Source organism: Paenibacillus glycanilyticus (assembly GCF_051200795.1).
GTDB lineage: Bacteria > Bacillota > Bacilli > Paenibacillales > Paenibacillaceae > Pristimantibacillus > Pristimantibacillus glycanilyticus.
In genome coordinates, this window is record NZ_CP195155.1 from 6,232,213 (window position 1) to 6,251,815 (window position 19,603).

Consider the following 19,603-nt stretch of genomic DNA (forward strand, 5'->3'; position numbering starts at 1 on the left):
CGGCTTCGTACTAACATTTCCCGCAATCACTCCCCAGCTAAATACACTTGTACCCTATTTGTCGGCAAATCAACTTGAAAAATTTAGGCTAACTAGGTATTAGTCGAGGATCAGCGCGAAAAGGTTGCACTTTCCAGATAAAAAGAGCAAACAAAAAGCCCCGAATCCGAAGATTCAAGGGCTTTGATGTGAAAGCAATTATTTCGCAGCAAGTGCGTCTGCTTTAAGATTCTCTGCTTTGTCCACGCGCTCCCAAGGGAGATCCACATCCGTACGGCCGAAATGACCGTAAGCAGCGGTTTGAGCGTAGATTGGACGGCGAAGGTCAAGCATTTTGATGATGCCTGCCGGGCGAAGATCAAAGTTCTTTTTGATCACGTCAACCAGAAGCTCTTCGGATACTTTGCCAGTGCCGTAAGTGTCAACGTTGATCGATACTGGTTGTGCTACGCCAATGGCATAAGCCAATTGGATTTCGCATTTGTCAGCCAGACCTGCGGCAACGATGTTCTTAGCTACATAGCGAGCTGCATAAGCTGCGGAACGGTCAACCTTCGTTGGATCCTTACCGGAGAATGCGCCGCCGCCATGACGTGCATAACCGCCGTAAGTATCAACGATGATTTTCCGGCCAGTCAGACCAGCATCGCCTTGAGGACCGCCGATTACGAAACGGCCTGTAGGGTTAATGAAGTATTTCGTTTGCTCATCGAGCCATTCAACAGGAACAACCGGCTTAATAACATGCTCAAGGATATCCTTTTGGATTTGCTCCAGCGAGATCTCTTCCGCATGCTGAGTCGATACGACGATTGTGTCTACGCGAACCGGTTTACCGTCCACGTACTCGATTGTAACTTGCGTTTTGCCGTCCGGACGCAGGTAGCCCAGCGTATCGTTCTTACGAACTTCAGACAGGCGGCGAGCGATGCGATGCGACAATGCGATTGGCAAAGGCATCAGTTCAGGAGTTTCGTTCGTAGCAAAACCAAACATCAGGCCTTGGTCACCGGCACCGATATCTTCGTTTTCCTTCTGAACGTCTTTCCCGTCGCGGCTCTCAAGCGCAGCGTTAACGCCTTGCGCGATATCCGCGGATTGTTCATTAAGCGATGTCAACACCGCACAAGTGCTGGAGTCAAAACCGTATTTTGCACGCGTATAACCAATTTCTTTAATTGTACGGCGAGCAATTGCGGAAATATCGACATAATCAGCACGGGAGCTGATTTCTCCAATAACAAGTACAAGACCAGTTGCAACCGAAACTTCGCAAGCTACGCGAGCGTAAGGGTCCGCTTCCAGAAACGCGTCCAGAACAGCATCCGAGATTTGGTCACAAATCTTATCCGGGTGGCCTTCTGTAACCGATTCCGATGTAAACAAGTGACGACCTTTTACAGACATCCGTATCAACCTCCTACAGCTAGTATGAAATAAGTGCAGACATCCTACACAAAAAATGAACCTTTTCCCGTAGGAAAAGGTTGTTAGACAACTCTCTAAAACAGTATAATACCGAAAATGTCGCTTGGTGTCAACGGATACCAATTTTTGATAAAAGTTAAGTTTCCGGATTAAAGTGAAAACGGCTCCGCCGTCCTTAGGCGGCAGAACGCGTTTCATCCGGATAATTCTAAGCCATATATATATGAAGAAATTTATTCGCTTAGAATTTAAACGTAGCCGTTTAACACTTTTTCGGCTTGGGCAACAAGACGCTGCGTAATGCTGCCACCGATCGAACCAACATCGCGGCTTGTTACTTCCCGCCATTGAATGCGAGTACCGCCGCTTACGCCGCCAAGCTCGTCTGCAAACTCTGTGTCAGCACCTACGCTCACACCATGAGAAGCAAATAAGCCAAGCTCCGCCGCAAGTTCATACTTCATTTGGTTTAACGCTTCCTTACACTCCGGTACAACCACTCTGTTGGAAGAACGACGACCCATAATAAGAACACCTCCATTTATATTAGGAACGTGGCTTTATTGTGTGTCCTTCCGAGCGGTTTGAAGCGTATAACTTATTTACTGTACGGGTAAAATGTTCTATAACATCCAAGCTTATTGAATTACGTAGCTGCCGCGTACCAATACAGTCAATGAACCTTTATAGGTAGGAGCAGTAGTAATACCACGCCCTGCGCGCGGGAACAAAATGTGATGGTTTGCCGTGATCGACTTGCCGTTGGTTAAATCTTTGCCATCCGTCAAATCCGCAATACCATTCGCGTCCGTACTATATACAACGGCTTTACCTGAACGCACGACTACCTCGGTACCTTCGTTCGCAATGAGGATTTTACCGTTAGGAACAGATACAACTTCAAGCTTCGCGCTAGCACCGCCTGTTTCCGGTTGCGTTGTTTCGCCGCCGTTAGAACCAGAACCAGCCTTGGCAATCTGTTCATCCACATAGCTCTTGGTTACAACCGGATCATCGGCAGAACCAGGCACTGCTGCATTTGATTCCGCCTCAAGGGTTGTCGGCCAGTTCACCCCAGCAATAATGCCTGCTCCTACTAGAACAACAGCGAGTACAATCCGTAGTGCATACTTCTTCAATTTCGACAAACTCCTTTCTTAACGCAATTACGCAAAATTACGCAAACAAATCTAGTATCTTCTATTAAGATACTAGATTTGAATGGGATTAACCAGTTATTTCTGAACTATTAATGTTCGCCGTCAAGCCAGTTGATTAGAGAAGAGAAACTAATATCTTTGGAGAAGAGCTTTTTCTTGCTGCCGTTTACGGTTTCGTAAACGTTAAGAGTGTAGCTGCTCCAGTACAGATTATCCTCCATCTTCTTGCTGAAGGAGTTATAGTTGTCTCCGACTTTCCATGTCAGGCTATTCTCGCTTTTACCCTCAAGGTTGATTTCTTGCGACCAGAGAACATCGTTAGCTGGCGTATATTCAAGCTCCATAGTAAGCTTGGATTGTGTAAAACCATCGTAGCTGTAATCACGTTGAACCTTGCTGCCAAGGTCAAACTCTAGAGTGTCACCATCGGCAAATACATTAAAGTAATTGAAGTCTACGTTATATGGACCTACTTTAATGGCATGGTTGTTAGTAAGATCAGTGTTCTCTGCCGGCATGCCGAAGTATACACCACGAATGAAGCCTGTTGGAGTTCCTGTTGCACCTTTGATCAGACCATTTGCGTCAATCGCTTCACCCAGCAAAAGTTGCAACCCATCGCGGCTTACATTGCTAGGAAGCTGCGTATATACAATAATTTGTTCTTTGTTACCCGGTGTTACGGAAGTAGCTGTCTTCTGAATCGTTGCTTCGTAATAATTGCCTGCAGCAGATTTGAAGTACCCTGTCCATTGCGGCATTACTTTGCTACGAGTTTGGTTATTTGTTACATCCATAAACACAGCATAAGTATCCTGGATATCGCCTTGGTAAGTACGAACATCCGTAACTTTAACGCTCATTTCGGAGCCAATCGATTTTTGTGTATAAACATTGCCAGCATTAACCGAGTAAATGGCTGAAAGAGCTGATTTTGTTACTTCTGCTACTTGAACATCTTCTGTACCTGACTTCTCATTGAGCTGAAGCTCAAACTTCTTCCAGTTATAAGCGTAAGGCAATTTACCGATAAAGGTAACGGTTGTTGAGGCACCTGGCGCCAATCCGATATCGCCTGTATTCTTGACTGCTTGACTATTAATGGTGATATTCTCATCCAGTACCACCGTACCCGTTAATTCAGGAAGCGGCAGATAAACTGATTCTTTATTTTTAATAGAAAGCTTAGCTACGACGTTATCATCGTTACCCCATGGCAAACGTTGCACGGATTGCAGTTCTACTTCATAAGTTCCTTTTTCATCCGTAAAGGTTTGTTTTGCTGTTCCCGGCGTTGTATCAAGCTTGAATGGAACCATAAACGATGCGACAGGTAATTCGACTTGGCTGCCCTCTGCTCCTGTCTTTTGAGTAATGACCAGCTTCCAGCCAGAAGTCGACACTGTGTTAGGAATAGATCCTGTCAATCGGATGGAGTTAAGTACAGCGGGCTCAAGCGTTAAGTTGGAATCTGCAGTATTCTTCAGTTTCAACTTATACAAGCCGCTAGATGTTTTTAAGTAGTAGTTATATTCCGGAATGGCTACTCCGAATTGGCTCGTATTACGTGCTACAAAAGATAAATTGATATTATAGTAGTCCGTTGTTTTGGATACGGTGTTCTGATCAATTCGCATGTTCACATTTGTGTTGCTGATTTTGACTGTTTTATAACCACCAAGTTTAACGTCATTGGTGTAGCCCGATGGGAATGTGAACGATCCAATCGTTTTCTCATAACCGGATACCGAGAAATCAAACTTCACAAAATTAAGGATGAGCTGATCAAGCGTTACTTTCGATCCTACTGCACTGTAAAACGTAAGGGTTGTATTAGACTTCGGGCTGATAGTCTTCTTGTTAGCCTTGTCTAGCAAAGTCAGCGTATATTTCGTTCCGCTCTTGGACTTCAAGCGTGCCCAATAGTCAACCAGATTTATAGCTTTGCTATCACCATTGTAAAACTCGAAGGTAAAACTTGCGGTTGCGCCACTCGCGCTTGGGACTAGACTTGCATCCGTCAGCTGTACATACGAAGCGCTCGATACGTACACCTTCTTGTTGACAGAAGAACTTGATGCAGCGAAAGACACTGGTATCGCACTGAGCAGCATAACAAAGGCAACGAAGAGGGATACAAGCATAGTCGTTCGTTTAAAGCTTTTCCGCATTGTCACATTCACTCCGTATAATTAGATTTACTTAAATAGACGAGAATGGAATCCTATAAGTTTCGGCACATCTCAAAAATCTTTGCTCCGCCTATATCCGTAACTATATCTAATGTATATGAACTGCATGTGAACATGTCCTATGAAAATAAAAAAGAAAGCTGAGAGCTTATGCTCTCAGCTTTCTAGTTAGTTAGCAAATCTAATTAGTTGTTTTTGTAAACAACCAAGATTACGCCAGCTTCTTTAGAGTTATCACCATAAGATTCGCCGCTAGCAACGATTACGAGTTGGTATTGGCCTTTTGCTGTACCGTAGTTGTTAGACACAGTGTCAACAGCTACACGTACATCAGCAAACGAACCAGTTGCCAATCCAGTGTTGTCGGAGTTTACAGTATAAATCTTAGTGTTACTTGTAGCTACATAAGTAGTTGTACCGTCTTTAATTGTTTTCAGGTCATTGTTAACAGTTGGTACAGTAGCAATTACAGTAGTACGTGGAGTTACAACTGCACTTTCATAGTTTGAGTCAGATGCATCAGTATCTTTCAGTGTTACGATATCATTCGTACCAACAGTAGCGATAGCTGCATCGAGAGCAAATGTTTTCTCTTCTCCATTAACATTCAGTTTAACGGAGTAGAAATCACCATCGGCAGTTGTAACCTTCGATTGGCTTACGAACAGACCTTGAACTCCTGGGAGTTCAGCTGCTGCACCAGCAGAAGTGATAACAACGAACTTCGCTGTAGCACCTTCAGCTTTAACAGTTACTTTATCTCCAGCTTTAACATCAGCTGCAGTAGCTGCTGTTACAGTGGAATCGACACCTTTAACAGTTACTTTCAGGTAAACTGTATTAGCATCCAACAGGTAAGAAGTGCTTGCCGAAGCAGCATCTTTAGTTGTAAGTTTCGAAGAAGAAACCGAATCAACTTTAGCGTCGTTGTTGTTAGCCAGTACTACGCTATTTTGGGACTCAACTGCAGTCGCGAATTTAATACGACCAGTATCTTTGTCGAATTTAAGTTCAACCAAAGAGTTGTCTTTAAGATTCGCTTTAGCAAACGCATCATTTGTGTAAACAGTATATTTCTTTTGATCCTTCAAGGAGTAGTAAACAACTTTAGTGTACTCAGCAGCAGTTACTTGACCATCAAGGATGATTTGATAATTAGAAGCATCTACATCGTAGATAACTGCATAATCACCAGAAGAAGCAGCTGTTTCGGAAGTATATGCTACAGCTTTGCCATCTTTGTTGAGGTAGAATGTGTACTCGGAACCGAGTGTCAGTTTGGAAGTATCTACAGAAGTAACATAAGTTGTTCCGCTTACTTTAACTGTTTTATCGGATCCAGTTGTACCTGTTGCTTCTACTTTACCAGTTACGACTTTACGAGTAGCAACAACTTTAGTTGCAAGGCCCGCTTTATTCTTAACAACATCAATGATATCGCTAGCTTTCAGATCAGCAAGCGTAGCCGCTTTGCCATCCAAAGTGATGGAAGTTGACGCATCTACTTTGTAAGAACCACCAGCAGCTTCAGTGTTAATGATGCTGTAAGTAGTGTATGCTACGATATCATCAATTTGGAGATCAGAGTTCCAGTTTGTAACGAGGATAGCTTGAGCTTTACCATCCGAGTTCAGGAACAATTGAATGTTTGCATCATCTTTAAGTTGATCAACTGTTGTGTCAATTGTCACACCATCAGTGTTCACGTATACAACTGGAGTTGCAACAGTGCTGTATGCTGTAGTCGACGCATCAGTCAAAATAGTGCCGTCGATTTTTTGGTCGCCATTTACTTTTGTAGTGATAACGTTGCTCTCAGCTTGGTTATCAGTAACAGCAAGAACTTTACCATCTTTATTTTTCAAGACAGTAACTGTATGACCAAGAAGGTCAGTCAGTTTTTTGCCACCAGTGATAAAGAAGTTGCTAGCTGTAGCAACTGCACCTGTAGCCAGTTGAATTTTCTTGTCGCTATCCAACGCAACAGAAGTTAACACTTCAGAGCTGCTAGTGCCCAGTTTGTTAATCAGCAATTGATCAACGTTTTTAACTTGAACGTTGGAAAGGTCGCCGTCAGTATTGTATTGAACCAAGTTTGCACCCAGCGAGTTTTCAGTCAGTTCTGCAACAGTACCACGAGTAGCGTTAGTACCGTTTGCCATTTCAACGCCTTCGAACAAACCAACTTCGTCAGCTTGCAGCAACACGTTGTAAGGCCACGAACCGGACAGGTATTTATCTTTGTAGCCCAAAGCGCGAACCAAGATCGCAGTTACTTCTTCGAACTTGATTGGATCGTTTGGACGGAAGTTACCATTGTAACCTTGGATGAAGCCTTTAGCAGCAGCTGCATTGATGTAGCCTGTGTACCAAGCGCCTTTTTTAACGTCTTTGAACGAAGGAGCTGTGTTAGCCATCAGGTTAGCAGCGCTTTCGTTGCCAGTAGCAACGATAACAATTTTAGCCAGTTCAGCACGAGTGATCGTGTTGTCTGGTTTGAAAGTGCCATCAGCATAACCATTGATAATACCCAGAGCTGTAAGCTCTTCTACTGCAGTTTGTACTGGTTTGCCAACTACGTCAGATGGTGTAGCTGCAAACGCAGGAACTGCCAAAGCGGAAAGCATGGAGCCAGCGAGTGCCAGCGAAAGTAAACTTTTTTTCATAACCTTTTTTTCTCCTCCTCTAAATACCTTCGGTTGTTGAGAGTTTTGTTTAGAAAATGAATTGCTCGTTTTTCTCATAGCCGATTCACCCCCTTCCCCGAGTTAAGAGCATAAATTAATAAATTAATATAAATGATGTCTGCTTCCATGCTTCAACCCTATGTAAGAACATGTCGCAGAAACTCGTAAACCTACGAAAAAACCATATAAATATATTACTAGAGAAGACCTACCACTTAACATTATACAATGGGCTACTCACAGCGTAAAGAGGAAGTTGAGAAATCATTCCACTTACAGGAATAATAGTAGTCCCAAGGTACTACATGCCTCGTTTTTGCAATGTCATGTAATTAAACGCACAGTAGCTCAAAAAGTTGCGCTCAGTTCAAAAAACTTCTGAGATTTTTTTTCGATTCGGTTGTTTATGTATTGTTACCCTTCCCTAGGTATGTACCTAGTATAGCTTGGCCTATCAATCTCGTCATTGCAAAACATTTTCCATGGATAAACTTACTTTAGAAAATATTGCATTGGAAATCAGCAGTAATTAATAAAAATTAATAATAGAGCAGATCGGCCAAGAGCCGAACTGCTCTGCCTCATTAATTCGCGTAAATTGCTGGCAATGTTTTGTTGCTTGCCATGACTTTGGCGATCAGGATTGATGCGTCGCTGCGCAGCAGTCTGGATCTAGGCTCAAACACATAGCCGGCTTTCTTATCTTTAGGATCAATCATAGAGCCTTGAATAAAGCCTTTCTTCTGAATCGCTAGAATCGATGGTACCGCATAGTAATCAGCGTTCGCGGAATCCTTAAACGCTTTATCCAATGCAGCTTTTGCTTTAGCAGCGTTTGTCTCCAGCTTCAGATTAAGCGCTTTTGCTAGAATAACCGATGCGTCTTGGCGCGTCAACTTCGTATCCGGCTCAAACGTAACCGGTTGGGTACCTCGTATGATACCCGCTCTAGCGGCTGTCTCAATATAACGGTAATCATAGAGGGCGTCAATATTCAAGATCGGATCAACCGGCACATCGATAAAATGCTTTGGTCCTTCATAATTCAAAGGAATGCTCAGCGCTTTAACGATCATACGCGCGAATTCGCCTCGGGATACGTATTGATCCGCGCCAAAGATACCTGTAGGGTCCTCCGCGTTCATAACGCCTTTAGCGAAAATAGCCTCCATGGCATTACGTGCGTAAGAATGGTCGTTGATATCATTAAAGCCATATGTCAGTTTGCCTACTACATAGTAGCCGAACTTCTGGAACGGTACCTTAATGGTGTGTTTCTTCTCGTCTACCGTACCGCCCATGTTCTCCCACACATTCTGGTACGGGTCGTAACGGAATACCGTTACAACGGTTCCGGCGCCTTGCGAGATATTAGGATCATAGGACAACGTCAGTGTACCCGATAGGGATGGAACAACTTCTCTACCACTGCTGAAACGCTTAAAGAATTGTTGGGTTGGGTCCCCTTGAACCATTGCGTATGGATAAGGATCCTGACCGCTTGTTACCGGATCATAGGCTTTGGTAGCATCGTCATCCGCCAGGCCTCCATCGATCCAGAAGAGCGAGCTTACTTTAATGAAACGATCCGAGAAAAATTCGCTTAGGTAATACGAACCAACCGCATTTTCCGACCAATAGTCTGCAGGCTGGCTTCTGAATTCATAACGGTTAATTACGCCATCCGTAGGATTGGCAATACCGAACAGAAGCTGATTGCCGCTGTAGATTTGGCTTGAATTGTTGCTTGTCGAGTTGTAAGAAGGACGAACAAGCTTGGTGTTTTTCGGGAAAGTCAATGCCAGGCTGCCGTCAAATACTTTATGAGAACTTGCCATCGTTTCCGTATATTGCGCACCCGGAATATTCGCCGGTTCATAATTTACGGTTAAGGAGTCCGTGATTTTATCCTTGCCGCGTGTAATGATTATCGGAATAGCAGTTTCTTTATTAGCTTTCAAGCCTGTTACGCGAACCTTGTATGCCTCGATAGGCACCGGAGTTACCGGGTCTTGGCTGTAATCAAGATAAGTAACTTTCTTGGCAGCAAGTTTGTTAATCGTCATCGAATCGGCGCCTGGCGAAGCAATAATGACGTCAACAAAGTTCGAATTCAGATTACGCTCCTCCGTTACTGGCGCAAGCACGGTATACGGAATAGCAACAGGGTCAACCTCGAGACGGTAAGTCGCACGAGGACCTGCTTCTCCGCTGTTAAATACGGTAAATGTATAGACCTGTGCACTTCCGTCTTCAGGAATCTCTTGGTCTTCCATAATGAAATAGAAGTATTGTTTCTCAATATCGTAGTACACTTTAATACCGGCTACTGTTGCATTCTGATTAATAGCCGTCCCAACCGGTTTGCCATTGGAAGTTGGTGTAAATTCCTTAGTCAGATTCCAATCGATATCCTTGGCAAAGTTAGGAGAGCTTACTCTCAAAATATAATTTGCCAGCAAACTGTCGTTATCATTACCATTTCCATCCGGATCCTTTAGTTCTGCCATTTTGTTTGCGATCTCTATCGGATCGTCACCCAAGTCTACAAAATCGAACGTACCGTATACATTCATCCGAGCTTCTTTTGTAGAGTAAATATTAGATACATTCGTGAAGTTAGGGTCATTTGCAAGCGGTTCTTGCAGATTCACACTGTACGGATATACTCCGTCCGTATTTGCTGCCGGAATTGAAGGCAGGTTGGTTGGGACAATGCTGATCTTAACCGTATTTTCGTAATTGTTTTTCGACGTTTTGTAAACGATCTTAAAGGTGTTTTCCCCTGTTTTGTTCAAAACCCCAAAGGCCGTTGCTTTGATCGTATCTACACCGTTTGCGTCTTTATTTACAGCAAGTTTAAACTGAGTCTTGGTAGCTGAACCATTTTGAGCAAGCGGCACTTCTACGTTGTTAATATAGAAGAAAACGGTTTGCGGCTTCGTATCGCCCGGATAAACAATCTCATCCTCATTGGCGATATTCATGAATTGACCGGCGAAATTGCCAAGCTGATCAAAAATGTACTGAATGCCGTCGCTAACTTTCATTGTTGTGTCGTACTTAATCTGCATGCCATTGTACAAGCTGTCATACTTCACAAAAGGACCGTACAAGAGCTTAATAGAAGCGCCTTTAAGGGAATTATTGTTCTTCACTTTAAAGTAAAGCTGTTGGGTACCGGCGGTGGGCAGCTTCGAAATCTCCATAAAAACGCGCAGGAATGGAACCGATGCCCCGTTAACATTCTTATACACAATTTGATTCACCGTATCTTGACTAAAAGAAATGCCTGCTGCAGGAAGCAAATCCTTACCCGCACTGTCTACTAATGAAACGATATTGGTTAAATTCACTCCTAAGGAAGAGTAGTTACCAATCAGTACTTCAACGCCCATCGGTAGCGAGTAAATATTCGCATTTTCAATGTCCGTTCCTTCAAGAACTTGCAGTTTAGCGATATCGCCTTTCATGCCTGCGGTATAACCGGTCAGGTAGTTTACGTCATAGATATACGGCAAAGTGCTGTTATGGAGCGTAAAGGTATAAGTCCCTGATTGTTGGGATTCAGCATCCACTACGTTATAACCTTGCATTTTGAACCGGTATGGCGTCTCATACGAAAAACCAGTAGAGGATGTGTCGCCAATAGCAAAGCTGAACGAGACTGTAATGTATTTTGTAGTCTGTGTAATGGAATCCTTGTCTGGGCTTACACCTTTAATATCTGTCGCTATGACTTGATAATTTTGTCCACCAACCCATTGCGGCAAATATTGAAATTGACTGGCCAGATTGGCAAAGTCCGCTACATTCGGCGTATAGGCGTTATTCGCGTACTTAACCGGAATAATAGCTTTACCCGAAAGCGTTAAAGTCTTACCGGAGGAAACGGAGAGATCCGATGTCTTATCCAGATCAATCGATGTTGTGCCATCCGTCACCGACATATCATAGAAGGTCGAGGAACCGTTATAGAATGCAATCTCCCTTGTGGTTTCTACAACCTGGCTGTTGTTGTACACGCGGATCGTGACAATGTTTTTGCCTGATTTGATATTTAACGGAGAAGCAACAAACTTGTAATCGCCGGCATCGGACACGTTATATTCATAGCTCTTGCCGTTTACGGAAACCGAAACTTTAGTCGCATTTGGCGCTTTACCACTGATGGAGATATCCTCGCTTGTTTTGCCGTCAGACAAAGCCGACTGCAGAACCGTTGTTTGATCCTCCAATATCGGGTAGCTTGTACCGCGAATGGTCGCCGTCAAATCATAAAGCATCGGGCTGTTGCGGTATTCAATATAAATGGATTCGCTGACTGTAGAAGTACCGTAGATCCCTTTAAACGTCAGCTTATTAAGGCCCGGATACAATTCCACGTTATTTACCGAGATATTGTTTCCGCTTAAAGAGATATTGGCCGTCTGATTCTCGATCGAATTTACGACGGTCTCCTTGCCACCGCTAACCGAAACGTTGTAGACGCTGTAGCTGATCGAGTTACCTACTACATTGTTGATTGTACCTTTCAGAGTTACGCGTTGGTCGGTCGTAATCCTTGCGCTTCCTGAAGTATACTGCTCATTCGGAAATAGGAAATACGTCCCCGCGGCGGATGCTTTGTGCGGTGTACTAAACGGCGGCAGCAGCGTAATTAGAAGCGCCAGTGACAGCACAAGGGATAATAGCTTTTTCAAAACGATGTTCCTCCTTTATGTAATGGCTGTTAGCGTAATGAATAAATGAACGATCGACGGTTCCAACTGGTTGACATTGCAATTAGAGGTCGATTGTAAATAAAGCTGTATGTTCCGATTTCCTTCCTCCCTCACACTCTTCGCCTGAAGAATAGTTCTGTACCTTTGTTATCGGTCCGCCAGCCCTAAAATGTTAGTTCATTTGGCAGATTGGAATGATAAAGAAATTTTAATGATGGCATGAAAAAAAAGGGCTGTCCTGATTGGACAACCCTTTGATCTTACCAGTATGAGAGAATAGCTTAATTATTTCGAGCTTCTAGCATCGACTTTCGAGCGAAGCATGCGGTTCAAGAAGTTGATAAGCGGACGACGCGACTTGTCTACGATACCGATGAGCTCCGCGCCAATCTGAAGGCTGAAGATCACCAGACAGATCACGATAAACGTAATCCAGTTCGCGGAGGACGATTGCACGACGGTTGATTGCAGAACCGCAAATCCGCCGAACACCGCAGCCACGCTCCAGATGATAAGAACGGTCTTGCGATGGCTGAAGCCAAGTTCTTGCAGACAATGATGCAGATGTCCTTTGTCCGGCGCAAAGATCGGGCGCTTGTTCACAAGACGACGGATGATCGCGAAGAATGTATCGGACAACGGTACGCCGATGATAAGCAGCGGAGTTACGAACGATACGATCGTAATCTGCTTGAAGCTCGTCATCGAGAGCATCGCCAGGCAGAAGCCCAGGAACAAGGAACCGGAGTCACCCATAAAGATTTTGGCCGGATGGAAGTTGAAGTACAGGAATCCAACGATACCACCCAAGAGCAGAACGCTGAGCAAGATAATCGGCACATTTCCCATGATGATCGCCATCACAAGGATGGTACCGATCGCAATAGCGGATACGCCGCCTGCCAGCCCGTCCAGACCATCGATCAGATTGATCGCGTTCGTTACGCCCACGATCCAGAAAATCGTGATCGGAATGGATATCCAGGCTTCAATCGGCTGCATCGTTGCGCCAAACGGCACGTTCAGCAGGTCGATCTTCACTCCAAAGCCGAATACCACGACGCAAGCCGCAGCGATTTGCGCTACCAGCTTCACCTTGGCCGACAGCTCGAAGCGGTCGTCAAACGCGCCAATGAGGATAATCATCGTACCGCCAACCAGAACGGCGCGGATCAGATTCTCTCCCTCATGGTTCAGCAATCCGTCCGGAATGAACGGCATCAGAATGAGAAATCCGACTGCGAAAGCAAGATAGATCCCGAGACCACCCATACGGGGCATAATCCGCGTATGTACTTTGCGGTGATTCGGTTTATCGATCGCTCCAACCTTGAAAGCGAATTTTTTAACTAGCGGTGTCATAACTAGAGCTATTATTAGAGATATGATAAATCCTAGTGTGTACAGTAAGCCTGCTGGCATATTGTGCAGCTCCCCTTTTTCTTTCTACCGAAGTGAATTATACTCCGACAGAAGAAGAAACTCCAAATCCCGTTTTCACGTATTTTCAACGGTTTTGGGAGGTTATTACGTAGTAGGGCGTGGTTTCTTGACGTTTTCTTTATCGCGAACCACTTTCACGACGAATTTCGGCAATACCATCATTCTTGGCAGCCTTTTCGGCTCCTGTAATAACCGGTAAAACCACTCCAAACGCAGCTTCTGGAATAGCATTGGCGCTCTTTTCAGCTTGCCTGCAATAATATCGAAGCTTCCTCCAACTCCCATAATAAGCGGGACTCCAAGCTGCTTCTTATATTTGGCAATCCAAGGCTCCTGCGTATCCGCGCCCCGTGCCACAAACAGTAAATCCGGTGCTGCCTGCCGAACCGCTTCGATTACTTCCGCGTCCTGTTCAGGACCAAAGTAGCCGTTGCGGCAGCCTACGATGCGAACCTGCGGATATTGCAGCTGCAGCTTCTCGGCCGCCGCTTCAATAATTTCCGTCGATGTGCCAAGCAAATAAGCTGTCCATTTCCGTTTTTCGCCCTCTTGCATAAGACGATGCAACAGGTCAAAGCCCGTTACGCGTTCTGTCACCGGGGTTCCCACATAATTGGCCGCCCATACGACTCCCGCACCGTCCGGTACGATAAGCTCGGCTTTTCTCATCATCTTGTAGTAATCCTGGCTTTCGACAGCCGACATTACCATAATCGGATTAGCCGTAATGACATGCGTCTGGCGCTTGTGTTCAATTGCTTCTGTTAGATATTTGACCGTCTCGTCCATGCTCATCTTGGAGAATGGAATTCCGTAAATCGGCACCGTTGGAACTTGTTTCGACAAGTGAAAATCACCTCGATATGGTATGACGCAATAACTGCGCAATTTGTTGCGCTGGCTGCTGCGATTGTTGTCTTAATCGTTCGATCGCTTCGCGATGCTCCTCTTTCCAGCCGTTTGCGTCGTCCAGCAGCCGCTGGGCACTGTCCGCGAAAACGATTGGATCAAGCTGTTCGGTCGTGCCAACCGGCGTTAGACCGAGACGGTGAAGGAACTGATCGATCTTCGGATCATACGATAAGCCAAGCATCGGAACCATCTGGTTCGCCGCGTAGATGAGCGCGTGAAGGCGCATGCCGAACAGCGCATCGCAGCGGCTTACCTCCAGCAGCATTTGCTGGGGATCGTCGCCAGGGGCGGCCAGCTCAGCCGAGCTTCCGCCGGCCAGCCTGCCGCTGAGCCGTTCCATGACCACCTTCGATGCTTCCGCATCGTCGGGGGTATGGAACGGAAGGAACCGCAGCCGCACCGGGCGGCGGCTGGCAAGCTCGGCCAGCGCGTCTGCCGCGCGGCCAAGATCGGCGCCGTCCTTGCGCCAATGCCGCAAGGACACGCCCAGCACGGGCACAGCCGCGGCTTCGCCTGCAGCGGCTGCTGCCCGCCCCGCTGCCGCGCCAGCCGGCAGCGGCAGCCCCATTACCGGATCGGGTACAACCTCGATCCGGCCAGCCGCAACGCCAATCCGCTTCAATAGCTCAGCGGATTCGGCGTCCCGCACGGACACATACGCGCTCTTCCGCATGCTTGAGCGGATGAGCGGATCCATCCAGCGGCGGTTCACCGGCCCGATCCCTTGCGAATAAATAAACGTCGGCTTGCCAAGCCACTGGGCAAGCTTGATGATTCCGGTGTAATACGGAATCGTCTTTGCGCTTGTGGCGTCCTGCAGCAGGCTTCCGCCGCCGCTGATCAGCCCGTCGCTTGCGCGGAGCGCGTTCAGCACGTCCTTCGGATGCATCCTCCGGACGGCTTCCACGCCGTACATGCGGCTTGTCCAAGCCGGGTCGGCCGACAGCACGACCGGCTGAATTCGAACACCGTTAGCTTCGCCCTGCTCGGCTAACGCAAGCAGGATCGAGCGGAGTACCGCTTCGTCGCCGCTGTTGCGAAAGCCGTAGTAGCCGGAAATCACTATTCGGTAATTTTTTTTATCAGTCCCGGTGACCATTTACGCCATACCCCTTCCACCACTTGCCACACGCCGATCAAGATCAGGCCGATAATCGCGCCAAGGCCAAGACCGAGGAATACGCGGATAATCGAAATGTACAGCGGCGTATGAATGTGAGCGAACGTATCGACCATCGACAGCTGTCCGATCGAGCCTACAATAATGAACACCCACGCTGCGCGGTAGCGAAGCGCAAGGAACAGACCCGCCAGAAGCAGCGGATGCGCGAGCAGGAATTCCTTGCTTCGCGGACGAACGCCAAACGTCTGCTCCAGCCAGTTGCGGAATGTCAGCTCCAGCGAAGAAGCCGAACCTTCGTTGCCTGTCCGAGACAGGTAGTACATACCTACTACGGCAATTACCACAAAGGCCACTACCATAAACACCGTAATCGGCATATTGGCGAATTTGCGGATACGGCGTACCGGAGAATTGCCGGTATAGAGCAGCACGTAAATCGCCGTTAAGCCGATAGGCGCCAAATGAAGCAGGCTGACGCCGCGGAATTGCTGCAGCACCATGCTATACGTAATATTGTTCAGAAGACCAAAGACAAAAGGCACCGCCATCAGCGAAATCAGTGCGGTTACGATAAACCAGATCACCGCAAGGCCAAGGCGGCGACCTACCGTCAAGCCTTCGAATACCCATTTGCCTTCGCCAGGAGCGCCGGCTCGTCCATTCCAGGCGGCTCCGCCCACCGTGCGGAGGCTGCCCTCGGTACGGGAATAGACGCGATTCATGACCCAGACAAGCGCAAGGGTAGGAGCACTGATGCCGGCTCCAAGAGCCAGCGCCTGCTCGGCAAGCGGACTGTTAATCTGGAACAGGCCCGCTGCCCCAACGAGACCGATCAAATAAAGCGGAATCAGCGTACCTGGGATGAAGACATTAATGAGCAGGGCGATCAGGGCAACGGCGCCTGCGGCTACAACCATCTTAAGCGGCTTGATGTAAGACGGATGCTTCACGTCAAACGGCTGAGCCAGATTCGGAGAGAAGCCTTCATCGGTCATGCGCTGAACCAGGCCGTCCTTGCCCTTCATCGTGATATAGAGATTATCCAGACCGCTTACGACGGCCGACTTCTCCAGGCTTGTCTGCACGCCGGCATTCAGGAAGAACATCCGAATGTTGCGGTCCTTCGCGGCAAGCAGGAAGCGGTCGGTAAGCACCTCCGGCGATTTGCCGATAGCATCTTCAGCCGACAGGGAGTACAAGCGTACGATATTATAATTTGTAATATATGCTAATTTATTTATGCCGGATTGAGGTTTTTTCAAGTTCTCGATCGTTGCGATACCCATGCCGTATTTGTTCAGCAATTCAGCGAACGAATTAAGGCTGTGAAGCTCGACTTGATCCTTAAAGCCCTTCACCGTAGCACCGTCAAACAATACGCGGGTTACGCCGACTTCCTTCAGACGGGCCAGCTGCGCATCCGTTGCGGCCTCATCGTAAGGCAGCACGCGGTCCGAGAACCGGGCCAGAATGTGAAAACCTTTGTCGTGCAGGGTCTGAAGCGTAATCGGGTCAAAATCCATCGGCTGCAGCAGCACGGATTGCAGCGGCATTTCAACGACAAGTCCGTTGCGTCCGTCAAAGGACCAAGGACGGTACGTTGCACCGGCATGATCCATTGCCTGACGGATGATTGGTCCAATCTTCTCTTCCTCTTCTTTACCGCTGAACAAAATATAAGTAAAGTTCTGTCCTACCGGCTCCAGCTTGCTTTGAAGAAGAGCGATATCCTTCGAGCTGTAATATTTCAGGCGTCCGGCCTGGGAAAGCTCCTTAAGGGAGCTTTCGTACAGGGACATCGTCGTAATGCCGGCGCCTTTCATTTTCTCCAACTGCTCGTCGATAAACTGCTGCGGCCGCGTCTGGTATTCCGAGATTTCAACCAGATCGCGATAATCGAATACGTATTCCACGGATTTCGAGGATGCTTCCATATTCATTCGATTCATACCGATCGGCAATGCGGCGATTACGCCAATAATTGCAATAACCCACAGCCAGAGTATCGCTTTGCGGTTCCATTGCTGCCAACGTTGAAGCACAATAATCCTCCGTTCAATCTCTTGCGAATGTAATCCCTATCTGACAATAACCCGCCTCGGCGGATTAAGCTTTGTTGTCTACGCGTTCCATGACGGCTCCGCGGAGTTTTCCAAGCAGCTCGGCTGCATGCTCCGTGGACTCCCCGCGAACAGCGAAATACACTTTAATCTTAGGCTCCGTACCGGATGGACGCAGGCAGAACCACGATCCGTCGGCGAGCATGTATTTCAGTACGTTCTCCGGACGAAGTCCGTCAAGTCCGCCAAGGTAATCAAGCACCTTCTCCACCTTCACGCCGTTGATCTCGGCAGGCGGATTGTTGCGCCAGTCATTCATAATGCCGGCAATCTGCTGCACGCCGTCAAGACCCTTCAGCGTACGCGACTCAAGACCTTCGAGATAGAAGCCATGCTTCGCATACAGCTCAAGAAGAACGTCGTACAACGTTTTTCCTTGACTGCTATAGTATGCCGCCGCTTCGCAAATCAATAACGAAGCGACAACCGCATCTTTGTCGCGGGCATAATCGCCAGTCAAATAACCGTAGCTTTCTTCATAGCCGAACAGGAAAGTATGCTCTCCCGTTTGCTCGTAAGCCGTCATTTTCTCGCCAATATATTTGAAGCCAGTCAATGTATTCTCTACGGCTGCGCCATAGGAACGAGCGATATCGGCCCCCATCTCGCTGGTAACGATCGTTTTGATCACGATTCCGTTAGCCGGCAGCTGGCCGCGCTCCTTCAATTGACTGAGCACATATTCGATCATCAGAGCGCCCGACTGATTGCCTGTCAGGACGACATATTCGCCATTGTTGTTTTTAACAACCGCACCCATGCGGTCTGCATCAGGGTCCGTACCCATAATAATGTCGGCATTAATCTCTTGAGCAAGCTTCATCGCAAGCGTAAAAGCTTCGCGCTCTTCCGGATTCGGGGATTTGACCGTGCTGAAGTAACCGTCAGGCGCCTCCTGCTCGGCTACGATATGAACATTGCTGAAGCCCGCTTTGCGCAGCACTTCGCGGACAGGCAGGTTGCCCGAACCATGAAGCGGCGTAAAGACCACTTTGAATTTCTCGCCAAGACCGCTTTGCAGCAGCTCTTTGTTCAAGCTTTGCGCAACAACGGTATTCGTGTATTGCTCGTCTGCTTCCGCATCAAGCCATACAAGAAGGCCTTGCGCTTCCGCGTCCTCGCGGCTCATTCTTTTCACTTGATCAAAACCGGTTACCTGGCCGATCGAAGCAATAACTTGCTCTGCGTCTTCAGGGATCAGCTGGCAGCCGTCCGCGCCGTAAGCTTTATAACCGTTATATTCCGGCGGGTTGTGGCTAGCCGTAATCACGATACCCGTCGAGCAGCCAAGCGCGCGTACCGCGTAAGAAAGCTGAGGCGTCGGGCGCAGCGAAGGGAACAGATAGGTTTTCACGCCGTTTGCGGCAAGCACCAGCGCGGAGTCAAGCGCAAACTCTGGCGAGTTGTTACGCGAGTCGTGAGCGATTACCGCGGATGGCTGTCCCTCTACTCGGGAGAGGATCCAGTTCGCGAGACCTTGCGTAGCTTTGCCTACGGTATAAGCATTCAGACGGTTTGTGCCTGCGCCCATAACGCCGCGAAGACCGCCTGTCCCAAATTCAAGATCGCGGTAGAAACGGTCGGTAATTTCCTTCTCTTGTCCATCAATGCTGCGAAGCTCTTCCTTTGTAGCCTCATCGATAAGCGCATCATTCAACCAAGCTTGGTAACGTTCAATTGCTTTTTCATTTTGATTCATTAAACAGCTTCACTCCTTTTTTTATAAAAAGATGATTTGCTTTATGAGAAAACCTCTATCGAAGCCATTCGATGATGAGCGACCGCGCTTAGAGGTAAGTTTTTGCCAACTTACA

The 19,603-nt window shown here is 47.3% G+C and carries 11 protein-coding genes; all 11 read right to left on the reverse strand.

All coding sequences use genetic code 11. From position 1 onward, the window contains the following. Window positions 1–198 precede the first annotated feature (198 nt). The 11 genes from metK to ACR9FF_RS28185 all read right to left on the reverse strand — a co-directional run bounded on the left by metK (window position 199) and on the right by ACR9FF_RS28185 (window position 19,488). Window positions 199–1,407, reverse strand: coding sequence for a methionine adenosyltransferase (gene metK / locus ACR9FF_RS28135; protein ID WP_015847319.1), 1,209 nt, complete (start codon window positions 1,405–1,407; stop codon window positions 199–201). A gap of 269 nt (window positions 1,408–1,676) precedes the next feature. Next, window positions 1,677–1,952 (reverse strand): alpha/beta-type small acid-soluble spore protein, encoded by a 276-nt coding sequence (locus tag ACR9FF_RS28140; RefSeq protein ID WP_127499058.1) that lies wholly within the window; start codon window positions 1,950–1,952, stop codon window positions 1,677–1,679. A gap of 114 nt (window positions 1,953–2,066) precedes the next feature. Then, the gene (locus ACR9FF_RS28145; RefSeq protein WP_317982404.1) at window positions 2,067–2,567 is read right to left on the reverse strand and encodes a hypothetical protein; all 501 of its coding nucleotides are present in this window, start codon (window positions 2,565–2,567) and stop codon (window positions 2,067–2,069) included. 110 nt (window positions 2,568–2,677) lie between these two features. Continuing rightward, a complete protein-coding gene (locus ACR9FF_RS28150; RefSeq protein ID WP_435167146.1) occupies window positions 2,678–4,759 on the reverse strand; it encodes a hypothetical protein in 2,082 nt (693 codons plus the stop codon). A gap of 206 nt (window positions 4,760–4,965) precedes the next feature. Next, window positions 4,966–7,524: an S-layer homology domain-containing protein gene (locus ACR9FF_RS28155; protein ID WP_435167149.1), complete on the reverse strand. Its 2,559-nt coding sequence runs from the start codon at window positions 7,522–7,524 to the stop codon at window positions 4,966–4,968. A 527-nt stretch (window positions 7,525–8,051) separates the two neighbouring features. After that, window positions 8,052–12,170: an S-layer homology domain-containing protein gene (locus tag ACR9FF_RS28160; protein ID WP_435167152.1), complete on the reverse strand. Its 4,119-nt coding sequence runs from the start codon at window positions 12,168–12,170 to the stop codon at window positions 8,052–8,054. Between the two features lie 306 nt (window positions 12,171–12,476). Beyond that, window positions 12,477–13,613 (reverse strand): glycosyltransferase family 4 protein, encoded by a 1,137-nt coding sequence (locus tag ACR9FF_RS28165; protein WP_201002414.1) that lies wholly within the window; start codon window positions 13,611–13,613, stop codon window positions 12,477–12,479. Between the two features lie 105 nt (window positions 13,614–13,718). Beyond that, window positions 13,719–14,429 carry a WecB/TagA/CpsF family glycosyltransferase gene (locus ACR9FF_RS28170; RefSeq protein WP_435172233.1) on the reverse strand — a complete coding sequence of 237 codons (711 nt, stop codon included), beginning with the start codon at window positions 14,427–14,429 and terminating at the stop codon, window positions 13,719–13,721. 58 nt (window positions 14,430–14,487) lie between these two features. Further along, window positions 14,488–15,645 (reverse strand): polysaccharide pyruvyl transferase CsaB, encoded by a 1,158-nt coding sequence (gene csaB / locus ACR9FF_RS28175; protein WP_435167156.1) that lies wholly within the window; start codon window positions 15,643–15,645, stop codon window positions 14,488–14,490. Next, window positions 15,609–17,711 (reverse strand): DUF5693 family protein, encoded by a 2,103-nt coding sequence (locus ACR9FF_RS28180; RefSeq protein ID WP_435167159.1) that lies wholly within the window; start codon window positions 17,709–17,711, stop codon window positions 15,609–15,611. The genes csaB and ACR9FF_RS28180 overlap by 37 nt, the downstream gene beginning before the upstream one ends. A gap of 64 nt (window positions 17,712–17,775) precedes the next feature. Further along, window positions 17,776–19,488, reverse strand: coding sequence for a phospho-sugar mutase (locus ACR9FF_RS28185; RefSeq protein WP_435167162.1), 1,713 nt, complete (start codon window positions 19,486–19,488; stop codon window positions 17,776–17,778). Window positions 19,489–19,603: the final 115 nt, after the last annotated feature.

Bases quoted from the DNA above. Each gene is read 5' to 3' on its own strand.
- ACR9FF_RS28155 (WP_435167149.1), bottom strand. From the start codon at position 7,524: ATGAGAAAAACGAGCAATTCATTTTCTAAACAAAACTCTCAACAACCG.
- csaB (WP_435167156.1), bottom strand. From the start codon at position 15,645: ATGGTCACCGGGACTGATAAAAAAAATTACCGAATAGTGATTTCCGGC.
- ACR9FF_RS28185 (WP_435167162.1), bottom strand. From the start codon at position 19,488: ATGAATCAAAATGAAAAAGCAATTGAACGTTACCAAGCTTGGTTGAAT.
- ACR9FF_RS28170 (WP_435172233.1), bottom strand. From the start codon at position 14,429: ATGAGCATGGACGAGACGGTCAAATATCTAACAGAAGCAATTGAACAC.
- ACR9FF_RS28140 (WP_127499058.1), bottom strand. From the start codon at position 1,952: ATGGGTCGTCGTTCTTCCAACAGAGTGGTTGTACCGGAGTGTAAGGAA.
- ACR9FF_RS28150 (WP_435167146.1), bottom strand. From the start codon at position 4,759: ATGCGGAAAAGCTTTAAACGAACGACTATGCTTGTATCCCTCTTCGTT.
- ACR9FF_RS28165 (WP_201002414.1), bottom strand. From the start codon at position 13,613: ATGCCAGCAGGCTTACTGTACACACTAGGATTTATCATATCTCTAATA.
- metK (WP_015847319.1), bottom strand. From the start codon at position 1,407: ATGTCTGTAAAAGGTCGTCACTTGTTTACATCGGAATCGGTTACAGAA.